The sequence below is a fragment of the Burkholderia sp. FERM BP-3421 genome (genome assembly GCF_028657905.1).
Taxonomy (GTDB): domain Bacteria; phylum Pseudomonadota; class Gammaproteobacteria; order Burkholderiales; family Burkholderiaceae; genus Burkholderia.
Genome location: NZ_CP117781.1, coordinates 111382 through 134128 on the forward strand (window position 1 = coordinate 111382; position 22747 = coordinate 134128).

The 22747-nt window shown below is 69.3% G+C and carries 17 protein-coding genes; 7 read left to right on the forward strand and 10 right to left on the reverse strand.

Translation table 11 applies throughout. The annotated features are described in order from the left end of the window. The first annotated feature begins 61 nt into the window (after positions 1 to 61). A complete protein-coding gene (locus tag Bsp3421_RS03650) occupies positions 62 to 1144 on the forward strand; it encodes an extracellular catalytic domain type 1 short-chain-length polyhydroxyalkanoate depolymerase (protein ID WP_273998439.1) in 1083 nt (360 codons plus the stop codon). Positions 1145 to 1450: 306 nt separating this feature from the next. On the opposite strand, the gene Bsp3421_RS03655 is transcribed toward Bsp3421_RS03650, so the two are convergent. The 3 genes from Bsp3421_RS03655 to Bsp3421_RS03665 are packed head-to-tail and all read right to left on the reverse strand — an operon-like array spanning position 1451 to position 7246. Then, complete coding sequence (locus tag Bsp3421_RS03655) at positions 1451 to 2887, reverse strand: efflux transporter outer membrane subunit (RefSeq protein ID WP_273996985.1); 1437 nt, start codon at positions 2885 to 2887, stop codon at positions 1451 to 1453. A gap of 46 nt (positions 2888 to 2933) precedes the next feature. Then, on the reverse strand, positions 2934 to 6074 hold the full coding sequence (locus tag Bsp3421_RS03660; RefSeq protein ID WP_273996986.1) for a multidrug efflux RND transporter permease subunit: 3141 nt from the start codon (positions 6072 to 6074) through the stop codon (positions 2934 to 2936). A gap of 20 nt (positions 6075 to 6094) precedes the next feature. Beyond that, positions 6095 to 7246, reverse strand: a complete 1152-nt coding sequence (locus tag Bsp3421_RS03665; RefSeq protein ID WP_273996987.1) for an efflux RND transporter periplasmic adaptor subunit — start codon at positions 7244 to 7246, stop codon at positions 6095 to 6097. Positions 7247 to 7381: 135 nt separating this feature from the next. Between Bsp3421_RS03665 and Bsp3421_RS03670 the strand changes: the two genes are divergently transcribed. Together Bsp3421_RS03670 and Bsp3421_RS03675 are read left to right on the forward strand one after the other, a co-directional pair. Continuing rightward, the gene (locus tag Bsp3421_RS03670; RefSeq protein WP_273998440.1) at positions 7382 to 8116 is read left to right on the forward strand and encodes a response regulator; all 735 of its coding nucleotides are present in this window, start codon (positions 7382 to 7384) and stop codon (positions 8114 to 8116) included. Beyond that, positions 8113 to 9192 carry an ATP-binding protein gene (locus Bsp3421_RS03675; RefSeq protein ID WP_273996988.1) on the forward strand — a complete coding sequence of 360 codons (1080 nt, stop codon included), beginning with the start codon at positions 8113 to 8115 and terminating at the stop codon, positions 9190 to 9192. The genes Bsp3421_RS03670 and Bsp3421_RS03675 overlap by 4 nt, the downstream gene beginning before the upstream one ends. Here the strand turns inward: Bsp3421_RS03675 and Bsp3421_RS03680 are convergent. The 4 genes from Bsp3421_RS03680 to Bsp3421_RS03695 form a co-directional block, all read right to left on the reverse strand. Beyond that, positions 9189 to 9941, reverse strand: coding sequence for a hypothetical protein (locus Bsp3421_RS03680; protein ID WP_273996989.1), 753 nt, complete (start codon positions 9939 to 9941; stop codon positions 9189 to 9191). The genes Bsp3421_RS03675 and Bsp3421_RS03680 overlap by 4 nt on opposite strands. 723 nt (positions 9942 to 10664) lie before the next feature. Beyond that, positions 10665 to 13232, reverse strand: coding sequence for a S9 family peptidase (locus tag Bsp3421_RS03685; protein WP_273996991.1), 2568 nt, complete (start codon positions 13230 to 13232; stop codon positions 10665 to 10667). A 114-nt stretch (positions 13233 to 13346) separates the two neighbouring features. Further along, positions 13347 to 14462, reverse strand: coding sequence for an ATP-binding protein (locus Bsp3421_RS03690; protein WP_273996992.1), 1116 nt, complete (start codon positions 14460 to 14462; stop codon positions 13347 to 13349). Beyond that, positions 14459 to 15148 carry a response regulator gene (locus Bsp3421_RS03695; protein WP_273996993.1) on the reverse strand — a complete coding sequence of 230 codons (690 nt, stop codon included), beginning with the start codon at positions 15146 to 15148 and terminating at the stop codon, positions 14459 to 14461. Before Bsp3421_RS03695 ends, Bsp3421_RS03690 begins: the two co-directional genes overlap by 4 nt. A gap of 67 nt (positions 15149 to 15215) precedes the next feature. Between Bsp3421_RS03695 and Bsp3421_RS03700 the strand changes: the two genes are divergently transcribed. Continuing rightward, positions 15216 to 15668, forward strand: coding sequence for a hypothetical protein (locus Bsp3421_RS03700; RefSeq protein ID WP_273996994.1), 453 nt, complete (start codon positions 15216 to 15218; stop codon positions 15666 to 15668). Positions 15669 to 15731: 63 nt separating this feature from the next. On the opposite strand, the gene Bsp3421_RS03705 is transcribed toward Bsp3421_RS03700, so the two are convergent. Both Bsp3421_RS03705 and Bsp3421_RS03710 read right to left on the reverse strand, forming a co-directional pair. Beyond that, positions 15732 to 15953: a hypothetical protein gene (locus Bsp3421_RS03705; protein ID WP_273996995.1), complete on the reverse strand. Its 222-nt coding sequence runs from the start codon at positions 15951 to 15953 to the stop codon at positions 15732 to 15734. Continuing rightward, positions 15950 to 17368: a YeiH family protein gene (locus Bsp3421_RS03710; protein WP_273996996.1), complete on the reverse strand. Its 1419-nt coding sequence runs from the start codon at positions 17366 to 17368 to the stop codon at positions 15950 to 15952. Before Bsp3421_RS03710 ends, Bsp3421_RS03705 begins: the two co-directional genes overlap by 4 nt. Before the next feature lie 522 nt (positions 17369 to 17890). On the opposite strand from Bsp3421_RS03710, the gene Bsp3421_RS03715 reads away from it, so the two are divergent. Further along, positions 17891 to 18934: a questin oxidase family protein gene (locus tag Bsp3421_RS03715; RefSeq protein WP_273996997.1), complete on the forward strand. Its 1044-nt coding sequence runs from the start codon at positions 17891 to 17893 to the stop codon at positions 18932 to 18934. A 226-nt stretch (positions 18935 to 19160) separates the two neighbouring features. On the opposite strand, the gene Bsp3421_RS03720 is transcribed toward Bsp3421_RS03715, so the two are convergent. Beyond that, entirely contained in the window at positions 19161 to 19892 is a 732-nt protein-coding gene (locus Bsp3421_RS03720) for a GntR family transcriptional regulator (RefSeq protein ID WP_273996998.1), read from the reverse strand. A gap of 184 nt (positions 19893 to 20076) precedes the next feature. Between Bsp3421_RS03720 and Bsp3421_RS03725 the strand changes: the two genes are divergently transcribed. Together Bsp3421_RS03725 and Bsp3421_RS03730 are read left to right on the forward strand one after the other, a co-directional pair. Further along, positions 20077 to 21297, forward strand: coding sequence for a pyridoxal-phosphate-dependent aminotransferase family protein (locus tag Bsp3421_RS03725; protein WP_273996999.1), 1221 nt, complete (start codon positions 20077 to 20079; stop codon positions 21295 to 21297). 142 nt (positions 21298 to 21439) lie between these two features. Then, positions 21440 to 22717: an MFS transporter gene (locus Bsp3421_RS03730; RefSeq protein WP_273997000.1), complete on the forward strand. Its 1278-nt coding sequence runs from the start codon at positions 21440 to 21442 to the stop codon at positions 22715 to 22717. The last annotated feature ends 30 nt before the right edge of the window (positions 22718 to 22747 follow it).

Consider the following 22747-nt stretch of genomic DNA (forward strand, 5'->3'; position numbering starts at 1 on the left):
GTGCGGCTTCGAGCGCACCCCGTCATCGCGGCGTGACATCGACGCCTTACCGCCCTCTCCCATGCCCAGGAAAAAAACCAGCGTCTGGCTCAGCGGTCTCGATCTGCTCTCCAGCCTGACGGGCGTGCGGCCGGGAAAGCGGAAAGCCGTCGCGCGCAAACCGACGACGGTCAAGACCGCTCCCCCGGTCGCCGCGCCGCGCGTCGGCACACCACGCACGGCTCGCCCGCCTTCGATACGGACAGCGGGACAGTGGGTCCGCTCGTTTCATTCCGCGCCTCCGCTGGCGGGACATCTCGTCAATCACCTCGCATACGCACTGTATCTGCCGCCCGCGGCGGCGGCATCGCCGACGGGGCTGCCCCTCGTCGTGATGCTGCATGGCTGCCGGCAGACCGTGGAATCGTTCGCCGCCGGCACACGCATCTGCCAGCTCGCCGATCGCGCCGGATTCGCGGTGCTGCTTCCCGAGCAGGCGAAAACCACGCACCCTCATCGATGCTGGCACTGGCACGCGCATCCCGAGCACGCCGAAGCGCCGGCCGTCGCCTCGCTCGTCGCGGCGGTCGTCCGGGAACACGGCTTCGACCGCGAGCGCGTCCATCTCGCGGGCATCTCGGCGGGAGCGGGTCTCGCCACGGTGCTGGGGATCCACTATCCCGCGCTGTTCGCCGCCGTGGGCCTGCACTCGGCGCCCGTGTTCGGCGCGGCCGATTCCACCCTGAGCGCCATGCGCATCATGCGCAACGGCAGTCACGACGATCCGCTGCGCCTGATCGAGGCGTCCGTCGACCTGTCCCGCTATCCGGGCATGCCCGCCATCATCGTCCACGGCGAACTCGACGCCGTCGTCGCGAAGCGCAACGCCGAACAACTCAGCAGCGAATTTGCGCGGCTCAACCGGCTGGTCGATGCGGAAGGCGAGTTGCGCGTCGGCGAGCAGCGAACCTACACCCGCGATGCAGCCGACTATGTGGACTACCTGAAATCCGGCCGGCTCGTCGTGCGGGTTTGCATCGTTCGAGGCCTGGGCCATGCGTGGAGCGGCGGCGATCCTCGCGAAGCGTTTCATTCCGACAAGGGCCCCGACGCAACGGCGATGCTGTGGGACTTCTTTCGACGCCAGCGGCGCGGCTCGACGTGAAGCGTCCGGCGCCCCCCGCGATGCGCGGCGATTCCAGGAGGAATCGACCGTTCGAACGACACCTTGCCGCTCGGGCAAGCGGCGCCGACCCACTGCCGCGCAAGCGCTGACCGGCCATGACAAACGTCGCGCCGCGCGGGCGGCATCGGCCGCCGCGCGAGGCTATCGGCCCCTGCTTGCCGGCGTCGCGCGCCCCAGCCGGCGACATGTCCCGGACCTTCAAAAAAAATGGACAGGAGAACTCCCTGTCCAAAGACCACCAACGCTCACCTTCTCTCGAAACCGGCGGCATGCGCCGCCCGCCAATCAGGGCTTCGTATCCGTCGACGCGGTCAGATCGGCCTCGGTCAACCCGCCGCCCAGCGCCTTGTAAAGCGCAACCGAATTACTGAATTCGGCCAGCCGCAGATCGAGCAAGGTCTGCCGCGCCGCATACAGCTGCCGCTGCGAATCGAGCAACTCCAGCCGCCCCTCGACCCCCGCGCGATAACGCAGGTTCGACAATGTCGTGCGCCGTTCGGCGCTCACCACGACCCGAGTCTGCGCATTGATCTGCCGGCCGAACGTCTCCTGCCCGGCCAACCCGTCCGCGACCTCCTTGAACGCCACCTGAATCGCGCGCTCGTATTCCGCAATCGCGCTCGACTTGCGCACCTCCGCGAGCCGCAGCTCCGAGCGCAGCCGCCCACCCTGGAACAGCGGCACCGTCACCTGCGGCGAAAACGCCCAGGTGCGATGATCGCCGTCGAACAGGCTTCCCATCGCCGGGCTGATGAACCCGAGCGACGTCGTCAGCGACAACCTCGGGAAAAACGCCGCGCGCGCCGCGCCGATATCCGCATTCGCCGCCACGAGATTCTGCTCGGCCTGCAGGATGTCCGGCCGACGGAACAGCAGTTCCGACGGCAAGCCGGCCGGCAGCTGCGTGATGACCGGCTGCTGATTCAGCGGGATCGGCTCGGGCAGATCCGTGGGCAACTCGCGCCCCACCAGCAGCCGCAGCGCATTGCGCGCCTGCTCCACGGCGCGCGAGCGCGCTTCCAGATCGGCATCGGCGCTCGCCACCTGCCCTTCGGCCTGCGCGATATCCAGTCCGCTCGCCTGATGCGCCTCCTTCAGGCGCCGCGCGAGATCCAGCGACTGCTGCCAGTCCGCCAAGGTGTGCTCGGCCAGCGCCCGCTGCTCGAACGCGGCGCGCTCCGCGAAATACGCGTCCGCCACCGCCCCGACCAGCGTGATCTGCGCCGCGCGCCGCCCTTCGTCGGTCGCCAGGTAACGCGCAAACGCCGCATCCGACAGCGACTTGACGCGCCCGAACAGATCGATCTCGAACGAACTGATCCCGATCCCCAGGCCCACCTGTTTCTGGATGCTCTCGGGCACCGGCGGATTGAGATCGGCATTGGCCGGCGTCCGCTGGCGCGAGCCGCTCAGCGTCGCATCGACCGACGGCAGGCGCGCCGCCCGCTGGATCCCGTACTGCGCGCGCGCCGCCTCGACGTTCAAGGTCGCGATCCGCAGATCGCGATTGTTCTCGAGCGCCAGCTCGATCAAGCGCTGCAAGCGGCGATCGCCGAACATGCCGCGCCAGCCCAGATCCGCCGCATGCACCCGGCTCGCGGGCGCGGCGGCGCCCGCCGACGTCGTATAGGCCGCCGGCACCGGCAGGTCCGGCTTGACCAGCGTCGGGGCCAGCGAACACGCCGACAGCGCCAGCACGATGGGAAGAATCAGCAACCTCATGACATCCACTCTTTTCTCAACGTGAAGAACAGGCCGTGACATGGTCTCAACCCTCCTGTGCATGGCCCGGCGCGGCGGGCTTGCGCGCCGCGCGCCATGCTTCGATGCGTTCCTGGATGCCCATCACGAACACGTAGAACACCGGCACGAAGAAGATCGCCAGCACGGTGGCGGTCACCATTCCGCCGAACACGCCGGTCCCGATCGCGTGCTGCGTCTCGGCGCTCGCGCCCGTCGCGATCACGAGCGGCACCACGCCGAGGCCGAATGCCAGCGAGGTCATCAGGATCGGGCGCAGGCGCAGCTTGGCCGACTGCACGGCGGCCTCGATCAGCCCCTTGCCTTCCTCGCGCAGCTGCTTCGCGAACTCCACGATCAGGATCGCGTTCTTCGCCGACAAACCGATCACGGTGATCATCCCGACCTTGAAGAACACGTCGTTCGGCAGGCCGCGCAGCATCACCGCGCCGATCGCGCCGATCAGGCCCAGCGGCACCACCAGCATCACCGACAGCGGGATCGACCAGCTCTCGTACAGCGCGGCCAGCACCAGGAACACCACGATCATCGACAGCGCCATCAGCATCGGCGCCTGCGACGCCGACTGGCGTTCCTGCAGCGACTGCCCGGTCCACGCGACCGTGAAGCCCTTCGGCAGCTGCTCGGCCAGGTGCTCCATCTCCTCCATGGCCGCGCCGCTCGAATAGCCGGGCGCCGCGGTGCCCGAGATCCGCGCGGACGGGTAGCCCTGGAAGCGCACCAGCTGCAGCGGCGTTTCCGTCCACACCGGCTGGACCACTTCCGACAGCGGCACCATGCCGCCGCTCGCGTTGCGCACGTAGAGCTTCATCACGTTGTCGAGCTGCATCCGCGCCGACGTATCGGCCTGGATGATCACCTGCTGCATGCGGCCCGCGTTCGGGAAATCGTTCACGTAGGTCGAGCCCATCGCGGCCGACAGCGTGTCGCTGATGCTCGTGAACGATACGCCGAGCGCTTCGGCCTTCTGCCGGTCGATGTCGAGCCGGATGCTGGTGCCCGCCGGCAGGCTGTCCGGATAGACGCCCGTCACGATCCTGCTTTGCGCCGCCAGTTCGAGCAGCTTGGCTTCGGCCGCCTTGAGCGCCGCGTTGCCCTGGTTCGCGCGATCCTGCAGGCGCATCGTGAAGCCCGCGCTGTTGCCCAGCTCGTCGATCGCGGGCGGCATCAGGCTCATCACCATCCCTTCCGTCACGCCGGCCATCGCCTGTTGCGCGCGCAACGCTTCGTCATACGCGGTCGCGCCGTTGCGCGCGTCCCAGTCCTTCAGCACGCTGAAGTTCAGCGCGGCGTTCGGCCCCGAACCCGAGAAGCCGTAGCCGATCACCGACACGCTCGCCTTGATCGACGGCCGCGACGCGAGATGCTTCTCCAGTTTCCCCATCACGTCCGAGGTGCGTTCGCTCGTCGAATCCGCGGGCATCAGGAAGCTGGTGATGAAGTAGCCCTGGTCTTCTTCCGGCAGGAACGACGACGGCAGCATGCGGAACCCGATCACCAGCGCGCCGCAGAGCGCGACGAACAGCAGCATCACGCGGCCCGCGCGGCCGACCAGGCGGCCGACGCGGGTTTCATACCAGTGCGTGAGGCGGTCGAAGCGGCGGTTGAACCAGCCGAAGAAGCCGCGCTTCTCGTGGTGGCCCGGCTCGACCGGCTTGAGCATGGTCGCGCACAGGGCCGGCGTCAGCGTCAGCGCGAGCAGCGCCGAGAACAGGATCGAGACCGCCATCGACAGCGTGAACTGCTGGTAGATCACGCCCACCGAGCCGCTCGCGAGGCCCATCGGAATGAACACGGCGGTCAGCACCAGCGTGATGCCGATGATCGCGCCCGTGATCTCCTTCATCGCCTTGATGGTCGCCTCCTTCGGCGACAGGCCTTCCTCCGCCATCAGGCGCTCGACGTTCTCGACGACCACGATGGCGTCGTCGACGATGATGCCGATCGCGAGCACCATGCCGAACATGGTCAGCACGTTGATCGAGAAGCCGGTCGCCAGCATCACCGTGAAGGTGCCGAGCAGCGCCACCGGCGCGACGATCGCCGGGATCAGCGTGTAGCGCACGTTCTGCAGGAACAGGTACATCACGAGGAACACCAGCACCATGGCCTCGATCAGCGTGTGCAGCACCTTCTCGATCGAGATCTTGACGAACGGCGAGGTGTCGAACGGCACCGAGTAGGTCATGCCGGACGGCATCGCCTTGCCGATCTCGACGAGACGCGCGCGGATCGAGTCCGCGGTCTTGACCGCGTTCGCGCCCGGCGACAGCTGCACCGCCGCGAACGAAGCGGGCGTGCCGTTCTCGCGGTTCACGAAGTTGTACGACTGCGAGCCCAGCTCGACGCGCGCGACATCGCCGAGCACGACTTTCGAGCCGTCCGCGTTGGCGCGCAGCACGATCGCGGCGAACTGCTCGGGCGTCGACAGCTGGCCCTGCGCCGTCAGCGGCACGGTCACGCGCTGGCCTTCCCGCGCCGGGTTCGCGCCGATGCTGCCGGGCGCGATCTGCACGTTCTGCTGCCCGATCGCGTTCGTCAGGTCGGTCATCGACAGGCCGTAGGTGATCAGCTTGTTCGGATCGACCCAGATGCGCATCGCGCGTTCGGAACCGAACAGCTGCACGCGGCCCACGCCTTCGATCCGCCGCAGTTCCTCCGCGACGCTGCGCGCCATGTAGTCGTTCAGGTCGCCTTCGCTGAAGCGGCCCGAATCGGAACGCAGGCTGATGAACATCAGGAAGCCGGACGACGCCGATTCCACGATCACGCCGTTCTGGCGCACCACGGGCGGCAGGCGCGGCTCGACGGCCTTGAGCTTGTTTTGCACGTCGACCTGCGCGAGCGCCGGGTCCGTGCCGGGCTTGAACGTCACGGTGATCTGCGCGCCGCCCGAGGTGTCGGCCGACGATTCGAAGTAGAGCAGGTTCTTGACGCCCGACAGCTCACGCTCGATCAGGCTCAGCACCCCGTCGCTCATGGTTTGCGGCGTCGAGCCGGGATAAGTGGCGTTGATCGTGACGGACGGCGGCGCGACCGACGGATAGCGTGCGATCGGCAGCTGCGGGATCGCGATCAGCCCCATCAGGATGATGAAGAGCGCGATCACCCACGCGAACACCGGACGCCGGATAAAGAATTGAGCCATGACGCTGTGCTCCCCGTGATTCAGTGCCGGGCGGCCGAGGCCGCCTCGGGCGACGTCCAGTCGCTCGCGGTGACCGCCGCGCCGTCGGTGAGACGCTCCATGCCCTCGACCACGACCTTCTGGCCGGGCTGCACGCCGGCGCGGATCCGGTAGCGGCGCTCCGCCAGCTCGCCCAGCTCGATCTGCTTCAGGTGCACGTTGCCCTTCGCGTCGAGCGTCCAGATCTGCGGCTTGCCGCCCGAGCGCACCACCGCCTGCTGCGGCACCGTGAGCGCATCCTTGTAGTTCGCGCGCGTGAGCCGCGCACGCACGTACATGCCCGGCAGCAGTTGACGCTGCGGGTTGTCCACGAGCACGCGCACGAGCACGTCGCCGGTGCCGGCGTCGACGTTGACGCCCGAGAACAGGATGCGGCCCCGCATCGCATACGGTTCGCCATTGTCGCGCAGCAGCGTGACCGGCAGGCCGTCGTTCGCGCCGCCGTGCCTGGCGAGTTCGTCGCGCAGCGCTTCGAGCGACGCCGCCGGCTGGCGCACGTCCACATACACCTGGTCGATCTGCTGGATGCGCGCCATCGGGTTGGCGTCCGTGCTGGCGACGAGCGCGCCTTCGGTCACGAGCGCCTGATCGATGCGGCCGGAAATCGGCGCGTCCACCGTGGCGAACTTCAGGTCGAGCTGGCGGCGCGCGAGTGCGGCGCGCGCCTGCGCGACGTCGGCCGCGGCCTGGTCGCGCTGCGTCACCGCGTCGTCATACACCTGCCGGCTGATCGCGTCCGCCTCGACGAGCGGCTGGAGGCGCGCGGTCTGCACCTTGGCGCGCGCGAGCGCGGCCTCGGCGCGTTGCAGCGCGGCCGCGGCGGTATCCATGTCGGCCTTGAACGGCGCGGGGTTGATCTGGAACAGCGATTGGCCCGCACGCACCTCGGTGCCCTGCTCGAACATCCGCCGCAACACGATGCCGCTCACCTGCGGACGGATCTCGGCGATCCGCACGGCCGCCACGCGGCCCGGCAGATCCTCGGTGATTTGCAGGGGCGCCTGCCTCACCTCGGTCGCGGCCACCGGCGCCGCGACCGGTCCGGCCTGCTGCTCAGATTGTCCACATCCCGCCAGCAACGCGACCACCAGCGCGCATACGCCGCCCGTGCGGCATAGTCGTTCGTTCTTCATATCAATGGTTCCTCAGGTTGCCGGCGGCCAATCGCCAGCTCAACACGGACGCCAGTGTGAACGGGTCCGATGGGGTTTCCTCTGCGTTAATATGGAGATTCAATGGAGATGCAACCGAAACGCGAAGCCCCCGCCATGCCCGATCCCAATTCCCCGTCCGACGCCGCCCAGAACGGCCAGGCGCTGATCCTCATCGCCGAGGACGAGCCCGAAATCGCCGAGATCGTCGCGGCCTATCTCGCGCGCAGCGGCTATCGCAGCGTGCATGCGGCCGACGGCCGCCGCGCGCTCGACCTGCACCTGTCGCTCAAGCCCGACCTGGTGCTGCTGGACGTGCAGATGCCCGAGGTGGACGGCTGGCAGGCGCTCGCCGAGATCCGCCATCGCGGCAGCACGCCCGTGATCCTGCTGACCGCGCTCGACCAGGACCTCGACAAGCTGATGGGCCTGCGCATCGGCGCGGACGACTACGTGGTCAAGCCGTTCAACCCGGCCGAGGTGGTCGCGCGGATCCAGGCCGTGCTGCGCCGCTCGATGGCGGGCGCGCGGGCGGAGCAGCGCATCCTGCGCGCCGCGCCGTTCGAGATCGACCTGGACAATCACGAGGCCGTCGTGCAGGTCGGCGCGCGGCGCCACACGCTCACGCTGACCCTGACCGAATTCAAGCTGCTCGCGCAGCTGGCGCGCGCGCCGAAGCGCGTGTTCAGCCGCGCCGAGCTGATGGCGACCTGCCTGCCGGAGGGCGATGCGCTGGAACGCACGGTGGACAGCCACGTCAGCAAGCTGCGCAAGAAACTGGACGACCTGGGCGTCACGGGCGTGCCGGTGGGCGTGCGCGGCGTCGGCTACAAGCTGTGGAGCACCGAATGAGGTTGGATGGCCTGAGCCGCCAGATCGCGTTGTCGATGGCGGCGATTTCAGTGGGCGTGACGCTGCTCGTCGTGCTGACCGCGACCGCGTTCTACTACGTGGCCTTCAAATACTGGGCGGCCCACTACACCGAGCACGGCAACTGGCTGATCCCGACCGGCCCGGAATGGGTCTGGCTGAGCCTGACCACGCTGGCCGGCCTCGCGCTGGCGGTCGCCGTCGCGGTCAAGCTCGCGCGCCGGATCCTGGTGCCGTTGAACTCGGTCGCGGAGGGCATCCGCCGGGTCGCGCAGGGCGATCTCGGCGCGCGCGCGATCGCGGGCGACCGCTCGCTGCACGAGATCGCCCTGCTCGCCGACGATTTCAACGCGCTGGCCGGCCAGTTGCAGCGCGTGACCAGGGAGCAGGCCTTCTGGAACGCGGCGATCGCCCACGAGCTGCGCACCCCGGTCACGATCCTGCGCGGCCGGCTGCAAGGGCTCGCGGAAGGCGTGTTCAGCCCCGAGCCCGCGCAGTTCCGCAGCCTGCAGACCCAAGTCGAGGGGCTGGCTCGGCTGATCGAGGACCTGCGCGTGATCAGCCTCGCCGAAAGCGGCCACCTCGACCTGCAACTACAGCACACCGATCTCGTCGCCGACATCCAGTCGGTCGTCACGCTGTTCGAGGCGCCGCTGCGCGAAGCCGGTCAGCGCGTGGAGCTGGAACTCGATCCGCGGGCGACGCGCTGCGATCCGGTGCGGATCCGCCAGGTGCTGCTCGCGCTGCTCGAAAACGCGCGGCGTCACGCGGACCCCGGCGCGATCCGGATCCGCACGCGGGTGGCGCGGGGCGTCTGTCGGTTGAGCGTCGAGGATGACGGTCCGGGCGTGTCGCCCGAACTCGCGCCGCATGTGTTCGAGGCGTTCCGGCGCGCGGACAACGTGCGCTCGGGCGGCAGCGGGCTCGGGCTGGCCGTGGTCGCGGCGATCGCGCACGCGCACGGCGGGCAGACCCGCTGCGAGCCCGCGGGCGGCGGCACGCGCTTCGAATTGAGCTGGCCGGTCGACGGCCCGCCCGCGCGCAAGCACGCGGCCTAGCCGGGCGGGCGCGCAGCTTCGCGGGCCGCCGTGCCGCCGTCGACCTCGCGTTCCAGCAACTGCGTGACGGGCGGCTCGAAACGCAGGATCAGATAGGCCCGCACCGGCACCTCCGCCCGGGCCGCCGGGCCGACCACCGCCACCGCGCGCACCCGGCCCGCGCGATCGCGCGTCAGCGCCGCGCCGACCGTATCGTTGCGCAAGGCCTCCAGTTCCTCGATGCGCGCGACCGCGAGCTTGCGCACCGCGCCGGACACGTAGACCGGCAGGAACACGAGCGCGATGAACATCGAGAACGCATCCTTGAGCGCGGTATCGAGCAGCGGCAGGTCGTACAGCGCGAGCGACACCGAGGTCGCGCTGACGAAGATCGCGAGCACCGTCGCGCCGACGCCGAGCGATGAAAAGCGCTCCGCGGCCTGCTTGGCGCGCGCCTTCGTGACCGCGCGCGTCGCGGCGGAGCGCAGCAGCAGCTCGCGCTTCGTGCCGTGAAAGCCGGCGACGCCCAGGAATACCGTCATCACGGCGCTGAAGATCAGCGCGCAGACGATCTGTTCGAGCAGCAGCAGGCCGAACACCACGACGAACACCAGGACGAGCGGGACCAGCAGCAGCCTGAACGTGTAGCCGTCCTTTCCGTGCCCCTGGATCCACCACTTCACCAGTTGCCAGCGCCAGAAGCCGCGCTCCCGGCGCAGCCGCAGATCACGGGCGCCCGGCGCGATCTCGTCGGGGAAATCCGATGCCATGTTGTCCTTGCATGACTTGGGGGGTGAAACAGGCGGCCGGCGCGCGGGAGGCGCGCCGGGTATGACGTTGGGGGAGATTATCGCAGCGACGGGCGGGGTGGGATATGCCCGGGGGCGTTTGGGGCATTTGGCCTTTTGGGCCGGGCCGCGCGGAGCCGGGGGCCATAGATCGTTAGACCGTAAGCCGCGAGCCGTGGGCCGTGGGCCGTGGACCGTGGGCTGTGTCCGTGGCCGTGGCCGTGTCCGTGGCCGTGTCCGTGTCCGTGTCCGTGTCCGTGGCCGTGTCCGTGTCCGTGTCCGTGTCCGTGTCCGTGGCCATGTCCGTGTCCGTGTCCGTGTCCGTGTCCGTGGCCGTGTCCGTGTCCGTGTCCGTGTCCGTGTCCGTGTCCGTGTCCGTGTCCGTGTCCGTGGCCGTGTCCGTGGCCGTGTCCGTGGCCGTGGCCGTGGCCGTGGCCGTGGCCGTGGCCGTGGCCGTGGCCGTGGCCGTGGCCGTGGCCGTGGCCGTGGCCGTGGCCGTGGCCGTGGCCGTGGCCGTGGCCGTGAACCCGGAGCCACGAGCTCTGAGCCCAGCGCCGAAGGCCGGAGCCATCAACCGTACAGACCGCGAAGCCCCGACCCAGCCCGTCGATCGCGCCCCGACCCGCCCGCGCCTCACCGGAGTCCCACCGGCCCGCCCCGCCTCCGGGCCGGACACGTCACCCGCGTCCAGCCCCTCGCCGTCTGTCAGCCGGCGGCCGGCTTCGTCGCGGCCGGCGCGCGCGGCGGCGCGTTCTTCACATAGCGGTCGAACCACGTCAGCATCTCCGCCACCAGCTGCTCGTTCGACTCCAGCGCCGTATACCAATGCGGTTCATGCGGCAGCATCACGAGACGCGTGGTGCCGCCGTTGCCGCGGATCGCCTCGTACAGCAGGCTCGCCTGCAACGGCGTCGTGCCGGGGTTCGCGTCGTCGGCGCCGTGCACGATCAGCAGCGGCGTCTTCAAGCGGTCCGCATAGAAGAACGGCGACACCTTCAGGTAGACGTCCTGCGCCTGCCACACCGAGCGCCGCTCGTTCTGGAAGCCGAACGGCGTGAGCGTCTTGTTGTACGAGCCGCTCGTCGCGACGCCCGCGCGGAACAGGTCCGAATGCGCGAGCAGGTTGGCCGTCATCAGCGCGCCGTGGCTGTGACCGGTGACGCCGATCCGGTCGGGGTCCGCGACGCCGAGCCGCACCGCCTCGTCGACCGCCGCCTTCGCGTCGGCGACGAGCTGCTCCGTATAGGTGTCGTACGCGCGCTTCGGGTCGCCGACGATCGGGAACGACACGTTGTCGATGATCGCGTAGCCCGCCAGCAGCAGCAGCCGGTAGTTCTTCAACGTGGTGAAGGTCTCCTGCGAGCCGCTGATCTGGCCGGCCTTCGATTCGTCGGCGTAGTCGAGCGGATACGCGTAGAGGATCGCCGGCACGCGCGTGCCCTCGCGATAGCCGGGCGGCGTGTACAGCGTGAACGACAGCTCCACGCCGTCGGCCCGCTTGTACTTGACGAGACGCTTCTTGATCTGCCGCACCGCCGGCGCCGGGTCCTCGACATGCGTGAGCGCCGCGCCATTCGAGGCGAACGCGGGCTCGCCCGTCGCCGGCGCGTCGAGCGGCTCGCCCAGCGTGCGCACGTGGACGTTCGGCGGATCGACCGGCGACTGATGCCAGGTCAGGAAGCGGCGCGAGTCGGCGCCCGCGAACGCGATGAACTGCTCGTAGCTCGACGTGTCGCTGCGGAACAGGCGCGCGGTCTTGAGCGTCGCGAGGTCGAGCCGGTCGAGGAACGGCCGGTTGCCCTGCGGCGACGCGCCCGCGCCCGCCAGGAAGATCGCGCCGCCGTCCTCGCGCATCACGCGAAAGCCGTTCGGCAATGCGCGGGTCACCGGCACGCCCGGGTTCCCGTACTTCTCGTCGGTCGACAGATCCCACAGCACGCGCGGCGTCGGTTGCGCCGCATCGACGTCGACCAGCAGGCCGCGCCGCCAGTGCCGGTTCAGGTCGTACTCGGACAGCAGCGCGAGATCGGGCCGCCCGCCCCAGACGAAGCCCGCGTAGCGTTGCTTGAGCCGCAGCACCTCGCGCGGCGGCTGATCGAACGGCGCCTTCGACATCATCACGCGGTCGCGCTCGGGCGCCTCCACGTTCCAGTCGCCGCCGTCGAGCGCTTCCGCCCACACCAGCGTCGCGGGCTCGGTCGCGCGCCACGAGAACGCGCGCGGCCCGAGCGGCACGCCGCCGATCGGCACCCGGTCGGTCAGCGGGCGCGACGCGATCGCATGCGTCGCGGGATGCGCGCGGTCCGCGAGATCCCAGACCACGAAGTCGTGCGGGAAACGCTCGGCCGTCGTGATGTACGAATATGGCTTGCCGATCGTCGATACGAGCACGTGGCGGCCGTCCGGCGCGGGCGCGAGCCCGTCGTAGCGCCCCACGCCGCCGACCGGCGTGACGCGCGCGTCGCGCGCATCGACCAGCGCGAGCTGCGACGCCGCGTAGTAGTCGAACAGCGCGACGTCGTGCGCGTTCTTGAGCGTGTCGCGCGCTTCATAGGTGCTGCTCTGGCCGGACTTGCCGTCCGACTGCTGGATGCTCGGCCCTTCCGGCAGCGCGGGCGCGGGCGGCGGCGGCCCGAGGCGCGCGGGCACGAGCTTCACGAGCAGCGTGTGCTGGTCCGGCATCCACTGGAGTTCGTCGTCGAACATCGGATTGAGCTGCACGCCGGCCACCTGGCGCACCGCGCCGGTCTCGCCGTCGCCGATCCACAGGTCGACCGAGCGGGCCGTGGTGTTCTCGAACGCGAAGCGTTTGCCGTCGGCGCTCCACAGCGGGCGGCTCGCACACACGCCGGCGGGCAGCGCGACCGTGCGCGCCGCGCCGGCCGGCGCATGGACCAGCGAGAAGCGGGTCGCGCACGGCGTGATCCCGTAGCCGCCTTCCGTGTCGTGACGGCTGTGATTGCCGGGCTCCACGCGCACGCCGGCCAGACGCAGGAATGGCGTGGCGACACGGGAAATCGACGGATAGTCCTGCCACGACACGAGCAGCAGCCGGTCGCCGGTCGGGCTGACGACGGGCATCGGCACGGGCGGCGCGCGCATCACGTCGAGGATCGGCTTGGGCGGCTGCGCATACCCGGACGCCGGAATGGACGCGGCGGCGTCGGACACCGGCGGCGGAGCGGCCAGGACGACGCCGCTGGCGGCCAGCGCGAGCGTCGCGGCGGCGAATGCGATGCGGCATGGAACGAAAGAGATGAAGCGCTGGGTCATCTGGAATTCGTGGAAGGGTGGATCGGAGCCCGTGGCCGATCCCGACGATCCGGAATGCGCCACGCAACGGCGACGCACATCATAGCGCGAGGTCCGCCCGGCGCGCCGGCCGCTTTACGAAAGCCGCGGAACGATGGATGCCCCGGCGTGCGGCGCGAAGCGGCCCCGGCGCGGGATCTCCAGCTCGAACAGCGAGCCGCCGAGGCGCGAGGCGCGATAGCGCGCATGGCCGCCGTGCGCATGCGCGATCGCCCGCACCACGGACAAGCCCAGCCCCGAACCGCCGAACTGGCGCGAACGCGAGACGTCCGCGCGCGTCCACGGATCGAACGCATGGCGTGCAAACTCCGGGCTCAGGCCAGGCCCCTCGTCCTCCACGCGCAGCGCGACGCTCGCGGCCCGCACCGCGAGTTCGACGCGCAGCTTGCCGGGCACCGCGTAGCGCCGCGCGTTGTCGAGCAGCGCGAGCAGGGCCTGGCGAATGCGCGCGCCGTCGCAGGGCAGCACCGCGCCGGCGGCGAGCAGCTCGACCGAGAAGCCCGCGTCGTGCAGCGTGTCGCCGATCGAATCGACCGCGTTGCGCACCTCGAGCCCGATGTCGGTCGGCTGCATGTTCATGTCGAGCCGTCCGGTGTCCTGCAGCGTGACGATCTGCAGATCGTCGACGAGCCGCGTCAGCCCTTCGACATGGCTGAGCAGGTTGCGCACCAGCGTGTCGTCGAGTTCGAACACGCGATCCCCGAGCCCCTGAAGCCGGCCCTTGAGGATCGTGAGCGGGGTGCGCAGCTCGTGCGCGACCGCCGCGTTCCACGCGCTCATCTCCGCCGCCATGTCCTGCAGGCGCACCGCCATCGCGTTGAAATCGTCGACCAGCAGCGCCGTCTCGGCGAGCGAGCGGTCGCCGGGCGCGGCCCGCGCGCTCAGGTCGCCGGCCGCGATCCGGCGCGCGCTCTCCGCGAGCGAATTGAGCGGCTTCAGAATGCGCCGCGCGAGCCGGGTCGCGACGATCACGGCGGCGACCAGCCCCGTCAACAGCAGCAGGGCGAAGAACAGATAATCGTTCGCCTGCGGAATCGCGCTGTCGAGCGCGCCGCCGTGCCGCGGCGGCGACAGCCGATAGACCACCCCGTAGATGACGAACGAGCCGACGAACACGAACAAGGTCGTGGCGATCGACGCGAGACTCATCGACAGGACGATCTGCTGGCTGAGCCGGCTGCGCGCGTTCACTGGATTTTCTGCAATCGATAGCCGACGCCGCGCATCACTTCCGGCATGCCGGGCGCGCCCGCGCAATCGAGCTTCTTGCGCAGCCGGCTGATGTGGCTGTCGACCGTGCGCTCGAGCGCGCCGCCGCCGCCCAGGCAGGCGTCGACCAGCTCGCCGCGCGTGAAGACGCGGCTCGGCGACTTGGCCATGTGCGCGAGCAGCCGGAATTCGGTCAACGTCAGCGACACGAGGGTCTCGCCGGCCTCCGCGCGAACCTTCGTCATGTAGCTCTCGGTATCGATCTCGAGGCTGCCCACGCGGATCACGTCGCCGTTCGCGGTGGCGCCGGAGCGCCGCAGCACGGCGCGGATGCGCGCGACCACCTCGACGGGATTGAACGGCTTGGAGATGTAGTCGTCGGCGCCGATGCGCAGACCCTGCAATCGATCGATGTCCTGATCGAGCGCGGTGATGATCACGACGGGCGTGTTGCCTCGCCGGCGCAATTCGGTCAGCACTTCCCAACCGTCCTTCTCGGGCAGCTTGATGTCGAGCAGGACCAGGTCGGGTTTCAGGAGCGGATGCAGATCGAGCACGGCCTGGCCGTTGCCGACGCGATAGGTGCGAAAACCCTCGCGAACCAGATATGCCTCGAGTATCTCCGCGATTTCGGGCTCGTCTTCAGCAATCAGTATCAGCGAATTCATCGTAGGGACCAGCAGTTGAGCAATCGGGAATGTCGTGCAATGGTGGCGTTGCCCGGAGTACAGAACAATGCCCGCCACGAAACCTCAATTTTGTCTCAACACTGGCGATGAGATGCGCCGAAATCGGGACTATATTTCTTGCGCCTCCACCGAAACTACACACGATTTCCGCGCGTTCCGCACCGCATCGCGCCAGGCGTCGCGGCGCATCGCGCTCAGGCTGCGTCGCGCGCGCGCCGAGGCGGAAGTGTCGGGCCGACACGGCTCGCACCGCGTGCAGTCGACGACGGGTGGCGCTGCTGAGTCGGCATCGCCATGCCTGTCGGAATACACCGTGGCCCGCGACATCGCGTCGGGAGCGCCGGCCGAGTTACTGAAGAAATACGAACTTACCAGCCTCGAAATCCAGGTCGCCTATTCGAATCGGCGTCATCTTCCGATCAAGGTCCGTTCGTTCGCGAACTATCTCGTCGAGCATTTCGACACGGCGCAATTCCCTTTCCGCCGTACACAAGGGTAATGCGGCAGCCGTCCCATCCCACCCGAAGCCGACGCGACGAAGAACGACATCGCACCCACCGCGTCACTCCCTCACGCCTCCCCGGCGCGCGAACCCGGCACAGCCGTCGCGCGGTGACACGAGCCGATCCAGCCGCACGCACAGGCGGCTGTCGCCCACGCTCGCGCCATACGCCGACCCGAACGACGCCAGGCCGCCGATGGCCGCCTCGAGCAGCGCGCGATCGTCGCGCCAGTGCACGCAATGGCGGCAGACCGCCGCATCCGGATCCGTGCGCGCGTTCATTGCCCGAGCGCCGACCAGTATGGCGCGAACACATGCGCGGACAACAGATAGCCGATCACGATGTTGACCGCGACCCCGGCGGTGAAGGCCGCGAACGGCCGGATCCCGGTCGACGCGAGCAACGCGAAACGCGTCGTGAGGCCGATGCTCAGGAAGCAGAACGTGAAGGCCCAGGTGCGCAACGCGACGATCGGCGCGACGAAGTCGGGGGTGACGATGCTGCGATAGTCGGCCAGCGTGTAGTGCGACGCGACCCACGTGACGAAGACCGAGGCGATCACGAAACCGATCACGAACTTCGGGAAACGCGTCCAGATCTCCTTCGCGCGCGCCTCGGCCCGTACCGGCTCGCCCTGGGCATCGCGCTCCCAGCGCGTGGTCGCGACGAGCGCGAGCACGAACGCCCAGATGCCGATCCAGATGTCGCGGCCGACCACCTTCATCAGCACGAACGCCTGCAAGGCCGCATCGGGCGCGCCCGCCACTGCGCCCGGCGCATGCCGCGCGAAATCGCCATACGCTTGCGCCGCCGCGATCCCGGCGGCGTCCGCGAATTCGGAGGTGCCGATCCACGCGCCCGCGATGCCGGTCGGCAGGCCGAGCGCGCGCGCGAGGGCCGGCAGCGCGAACACCATCACGATCGCCCATCCCACCACGAGCGAGATCGCCACCGAGGCCTGTTCGCGCCGCGCGCGCACCGCGCCGGCGATCGCGATCGCGGCTGACACGCCGCACACCGCCCCGCCCACGCCGAGCACGGCAGCGAAGCGCCGATCGAGCGACAACGCGCGCGCGACCGCATAGATCACGAAGAAGGTGACGAGCGACACGATCGTCGCCTGTCCGACGGCAACCGGGCCGGCCCAGACGATGAGGGTGAGCGGCAGGGTCGCGCCGAGCAGCACGATGCCCACCTTGATGTAGAACTCGACGCGCAACGCGGGCGCGAGCCACGCGGGCAGCGTGAACAGGTTCGATGCGAGCAGGCCGAGCAGCAGCGCGAGCAGCGGCGGTTCGAGATTGTAGGCGCTCGCCCGCGCCCAGGCGCCGATCGCGACGATCGCGGCCGAGACGGCGAACACGACGAGAAAGCCCGGCACGAATTGCGCGACCGGCAAACGCAGCGCGGCGATCGCCACCGAGAACACGAGCGCGAACGCGACGAACAGCGCGGCATAGCCCGACGCGTGCCGGCCCAGGTCGCCGGCCAGTTGCCCGACCTCCGCCCACTTCGCCGGCGCGACCGCGAGCCCCTTGAGGCTGCCGCCGAAGACGAACAGCAGATAGGCGACGACGATCACGAACAGGCCGATCGCGACGGCCCACCAGTCCTCGGTGCCGAACGGCCGGCGTCCGGCCGTGCCGGCCGCCGTGTCGCTCGCCGCATGCGCGCGGTGAATCGACGTATCGCTCATGGCGCTCCCCCTGACGATGTGATGACAGCCGCGACGATGGCACACGCGGCGCGTGCGCGGGCTCGCGCGCCAAGCACGCGGGCTCGCGCAATAAACCAGTATGGAAGTGCCAAGGCGACGCCGGAAATGACGAATTTGTCTTTGCTTATGCCCGCCTGCGCAAGTCGAATGGAGACGCCCCGCGCGCCGTGGCGACGGCTTGCCGCGTACCCGCGCAATAATGGAGACCGAACGGTTTCCGGATCGGCGCGCCGCCCATGTCCCCTTTGTCATGAGGGCGATTGCGCCGTCGGCGCGCCCGGCAAGCCCGGTCGATGCAGGCGGGAAAGGCGCGATCAAATCGTCGCCATGCGCCGCGCGACCCATGCGCGCGAGTCCTCCGCGCCCAACGACGCGTTCCCGCGAGCAGTACGCCCACGCACGTCCGTTGCCGATAACGAAGCGGACAAAGAAATCATATTGAGTTCAAGTTAACTTCAACTTCTATACTGCGACACATCTCCTCGAACCGGAACCCGAACCATGTGGAAGAGCGATGCAGACCTGACCCTGGCCGAACTGCTCGACGCCAATGCGCGCTTCGCGCTCGGCGGCCGGGGCACGACCAACCACTGCCCGATGGCGCTCGTCGCGCTGCGCCGGATGGGCGCGTCGCCGGCCCGGCTGCGGGCCTTCTTCGACTATTGGACGCGCACATACGCCCTGGACGCCCCACCGGTCGACACCGTCATCGCGCGGCGCGACTGGGCGCGGCATCTCGGCGACGCGAAAGCATTCGGCGCATTGCGCGCCGTCTTCCTCGACTGGATCGCGGAGGACGGCGCGCCGCCCGTTCTCGTTGCGGTGATGCGGGATATCCCGTTCGCGCCCGCGTCAGGCGCGTTTCATGCGCTGATCCGGCTTGCCTACGGTCTCGAAGCCGGCCATGCCGGCGAGATCGCCTCCGGTCTCGCGGCGCTGGTCGCCGGGCATCTGCCGCTCGACGTCGCGCTCGACGGCGTTCCCCGGGCGGACAGCGTCGGCGCCGCGTTCGAACAGGCCGCGCGCGCGATGGGCGAAGCCGGCGTGCAGGGCGAGATGATCACGAGCCGCCTGCGCAAGGTCGGCGACGACGCGCGTTTCAGGCAGGCCGTCCTCGCGCCGCCGCCCAGCGCGTCGCTGATCGACGCCATCGCGGCGGCCACGCTCGACGCGTACTGGCGCACGCCCGACTTCACGATCCTGCACACGGTCACGGCCACGCACGCCGCGCGCACGGTTTTCGCGCGGCTGCCCAAGGTGCAGGTCGCCGCCTTGCTGCCGCCGTTGTGGGTCGCGCTGTGCGCGGCCTATGCGAGCGTACGCAGGCCCGCGCGAAGCGAGGCGTCGGCGCTGGACCTCGACCTCGACCTCGAATGGCACGAGATCTGCCGGATGGCCGTGGAATCGGACGACGACCACGTGATCAAGATGACCTACACGTGCCTGTGCGAGGACCAGCGGCGTCCGTCGCCGCTGTACCGCGCGGCGGCGACGCGGCTGGTGAGGCGGGATCAGGCGCGCCGGCTCGCGAAGGTATCGGCGTAGCGCGCCGGCCGGCGGAAGCAGCGGGAGAGGCCGGAGCCACGGGGGCGATGGAAGCAGGGGAAGCGACGGAAGCGGAAGCGGCAGCGGCAGCGGCAGCCGCAGCCGCAGCGGCAGAAGCAGAAGCAGAAGCAGAAGCAGGCAGAAGCATCAACCTTCCACCACGCGTTGCGCGGGCCGCCCGTGCGGCGACACCGCCCCCCACAGCGCCCGCGCCTGTCCCACCCCGCTACGCGCGCCCTTGCACCGTCCGGCTCGCGGCTTCCGCTTCCGCGTGCATCAGCAGCACCGCGTCGCGCTTCTCCAGCAGGTGACGCCGCAGGATCGCCGCCAGCGCGCGGCCGTCGCGCGCTTCGAGCGCCTTGATCATCTCCTCGTGATCGTGCACGGCGCGATCCCATTTCTCGGCAAGCTGATTCGAACGGAAACGCATCGACATGATGCGTCGATTGATCGACTGATAGGTGTTGCGCAAGGCCGAGTTGCGCGCGGCCTCGTTGATGCGGTCGTGGATCTCCTGATTCCGGCTGTAATAGCCGGGCAGATCGTTCTGCACGCGACACGCCAGCATCGCATAGTGCAGCGCCTTGATCTCGGCCAGCTCGGCGGGCGTGATGCGCTCGCACGCCAGCTCGCCGGAAAAGGCCTCCAGCCCCGACATCAGCTCGAAGGTCTCGCGGATCTCCGCCTCGCCCATCCGATAGACGCTCGCGCCGCGATTGGGCGACAGCACGAGCAGGCCCTCGGCCGCTAGCACCTTGAACGCCTCGCGCAGCGGCGTGCGCGAAATGCCCAGCGTCTCGCACAGCTCGCGCTCGTTCAGGCGCATGCCCGGCGCGAGCACGCCCTCGACGATGAAGCCGCGCAGATGGTCGACCACCGTGTCGTGCAGCCGCTGGCGTTCCAGCCGGGGCAGCGCCGGGGCCGTCGCGCCGGGCCCCGAATTTTCTGAATCTTGCATGCAAAACCCTTCATTCTTGCTCGCAACGATTCTACTTCAACTTCCCTGACCCGCGATATTGCACTGCAAACAACGGGTAAACACCGCCATTTCCGCTTAATTCTTCACTTTGAATCCATCGGCTTGCTCTGCTAAAGTATTTTGCATGCAAAATTCAAAATGCAAATCAGGAGACAGAACCACCATGCAAGCGCTCGATTTCCACCCGTCCGGCCGCCACTTCCTCCAGATCCCGGGCCCGAGCCCGGTGCCCGACCGCATCCTGCGGGCCATGAGCCACCCCACCATCGATCACCGCGGCCCGGAGTTCGGCGCGCTGGGGCTCAAGGTGCTGGCCGGCATCAAGCAGGTGTTCAAGACCACCCAGCCGGTGATCATCTATCCGGCGTCGGGCACGGGCGCGTGGGAAGCCGCGCTGACCAACACGCTGAGCCCCGGCGACGCGGTGCTGATGTACGAGACCGGGCATTTCGCGACGCTGTGGAAGAAGATGGCCGAGGCGCTCGGCCTGAAGCCCGGGTTCATCGGCCTGCCCGGCATCGAGGGCTGGCGGCGCGGCGTGCAGGCCGACCTGATCGAGGCGCGCCTGCGCGCCGACGCCGCGCACGAGATCCGCGCGGTCTGCGTGGTGCACAACGAAACCTCGACCGGCGTCACCTCCGACATCGCGGCGGTGCGCCGCGCGATCGATGCGGCCGGGCACCCGGCGCTGCTGATGGTCGACACGATCTCGGGGCTCGCCTCCGCCGACTACCGCCACGACGAATGGCGCGTGGACGTGACGGTCTCCGGTTCGCAGAAAGGCCTGATGCTGCCGCCCGGCATCAGCTTCAACGCGGTGTCTCCGAAGGCGCTCGCGGCGAGCCGCACGGCGCGTTTGCCGCGCGCGTTCTGGGGCTGGGACGAGATCATCGAGGCCAACCGCACCGGCTACTGGCCGTACACCCCCAACACCAACCTGCTGTACGGCCTGTCGGAAGCGCTCGACATGATCCTCGGCGAGGGGCTCGACCGCGTGTTCGCGCGCCATCAGCGGCTCGCGGAAGCCACCCGCCGCGCGGTGCGCGCGTGGGGCCTGCCGATCCAGTGCGCCGATCCGGCCGTCTACAGCCCCGTGCTGACCGGCGTGATGATGCCCGACGGCATCGACGCCGACGCCGTGCGCAAGCTCATCTACGAACGTTTCGACATGTCGCTCGGGCAGGCGCTCGGCAAGCTGCGCGGCCGGATGTTCCGCATCGGCCACCTGGGCGACTGCAACGACCTCACGCTGATGGCCGCGCTCGTGGGCTGCGAGATGGGCCTCAAGCTGGCCGGCGTGCCGCTGGCCGACAGCGGCGCGGTCGCGGCGATGGACTACCTGGCCTCGACCTCGCATCCGACCGCGCTGCGCGCGGCGGCCTGACCGGGCGTCCCGCGCGACGGCGCGACGCCCGACACGACACGCCCCGCCCGCGCGGCCGGGGCGCGCCCGCCCCCTCATCCGTTTCACCAGCCGGACGCAGAGCCGGCCCGCCGCACGCCCGATGACATCCAGGAGACGCAACATGAAGCTGTTCCGAGCGACCAGCATCGTGCTGGTGATGCTGTGCGTGATGTACTTCATCACCTACCTCGATCGCGTGAACGTCAGCACCGCCGCCGCCGGCTTCGGCCGCGAATTCGGCCTCAACAAGACGGAGATCGGCCTGGTGTTCTCGGCCTTCGCCTATCCGTACCTCGTATTCCAGATCATCGGCGGCTGGGTCAGCGACCGCTTCGGCGCGCGCCGCACGCTGCTCGCGTGCGGCCTGCTGTGGGCCGTGGCGACGCTGCTCACCGGGATGGCGGGCGGCCTCGTCTCGCTGCTGGCCGCGCGCCTGCTGCTCGGCCTCGGCGAGGGCGCGACCTTCCCGGCCGCGACCTCGGCCATGGCGCGCTGGGTCCCGCGCGAACGGCGCGGCTTCGCGCAAGGCATCACCCACGCGTTCTCGCGCATCGGCAACGCCGTCGCGCCGGCCGCGGTGGTCGCCATCATGGCCGTGCACGGCTGGCGCGAATCGTTCTACCTGTGCGCCGCCATCAGCCTGTTGTGGGTCGTGGTGTGGGCGCTCGTCTACACCGAGCATCCGAAGGATCATCCGCGCATCACGCAGGCCGAACTCGACGCGCTGCCCGCGCCGAAGCAGAAACCCGCGAACGTGCCCTGGGGGCCGCTGTTCAAGCGCATGCTGCCGGTCACGACGGTGTACTTCTGCTACGGCTGGACGCTGTGGCTGTTCCTGAGCTGGATTCCGCAGTACTTCCTGCACAGCTACGCGCTCGACCTCAAGCAATCGGCCGTGTTCGCGTCCGCCGTGTTCTTCGCCGGGGTGCTCGGCGACACGCTCGGCGGCGTGCTCACCGACCGGCTCCACGCGCGCACCGGCAGCCTCAAGCAGGCCCGGTGCTGGATGGTCGCGATCTGCATGCTGCTGACGCTGCTGTCGCTGATCCCGCTGCTGGTGTTCGCGCACGACCTGTATCTGTCGGTGGCCTGTCTCGCGGCCGGCTTCTTCTTCGCCGAGATGACGATCGGCCCGATGTGGGCGGTGCCGATGGACATCGCGCCCGAGTACTCCGGCACCGCCAGCGGCATGATGAATTCGGGTTCCGCGCTGGCCGCCATCCTCTCGCCCGTGATTTCCGGCTACGTGATCGACCGCTTCGGCGATTGGCAGCTGCCCTTCATCGGCAGCATGGTCCTGATGGGCGTGGGCGTCGTCCTGGCCTTCCGCATGCAGCCCGACAGCCGCTTCGCGGGCGAACCCGCCGCCCCGGCCGTCACCAAGCAATCGCCAGCCTGATGCCGCGCCCTCCACACGCTCCCCCGCTCG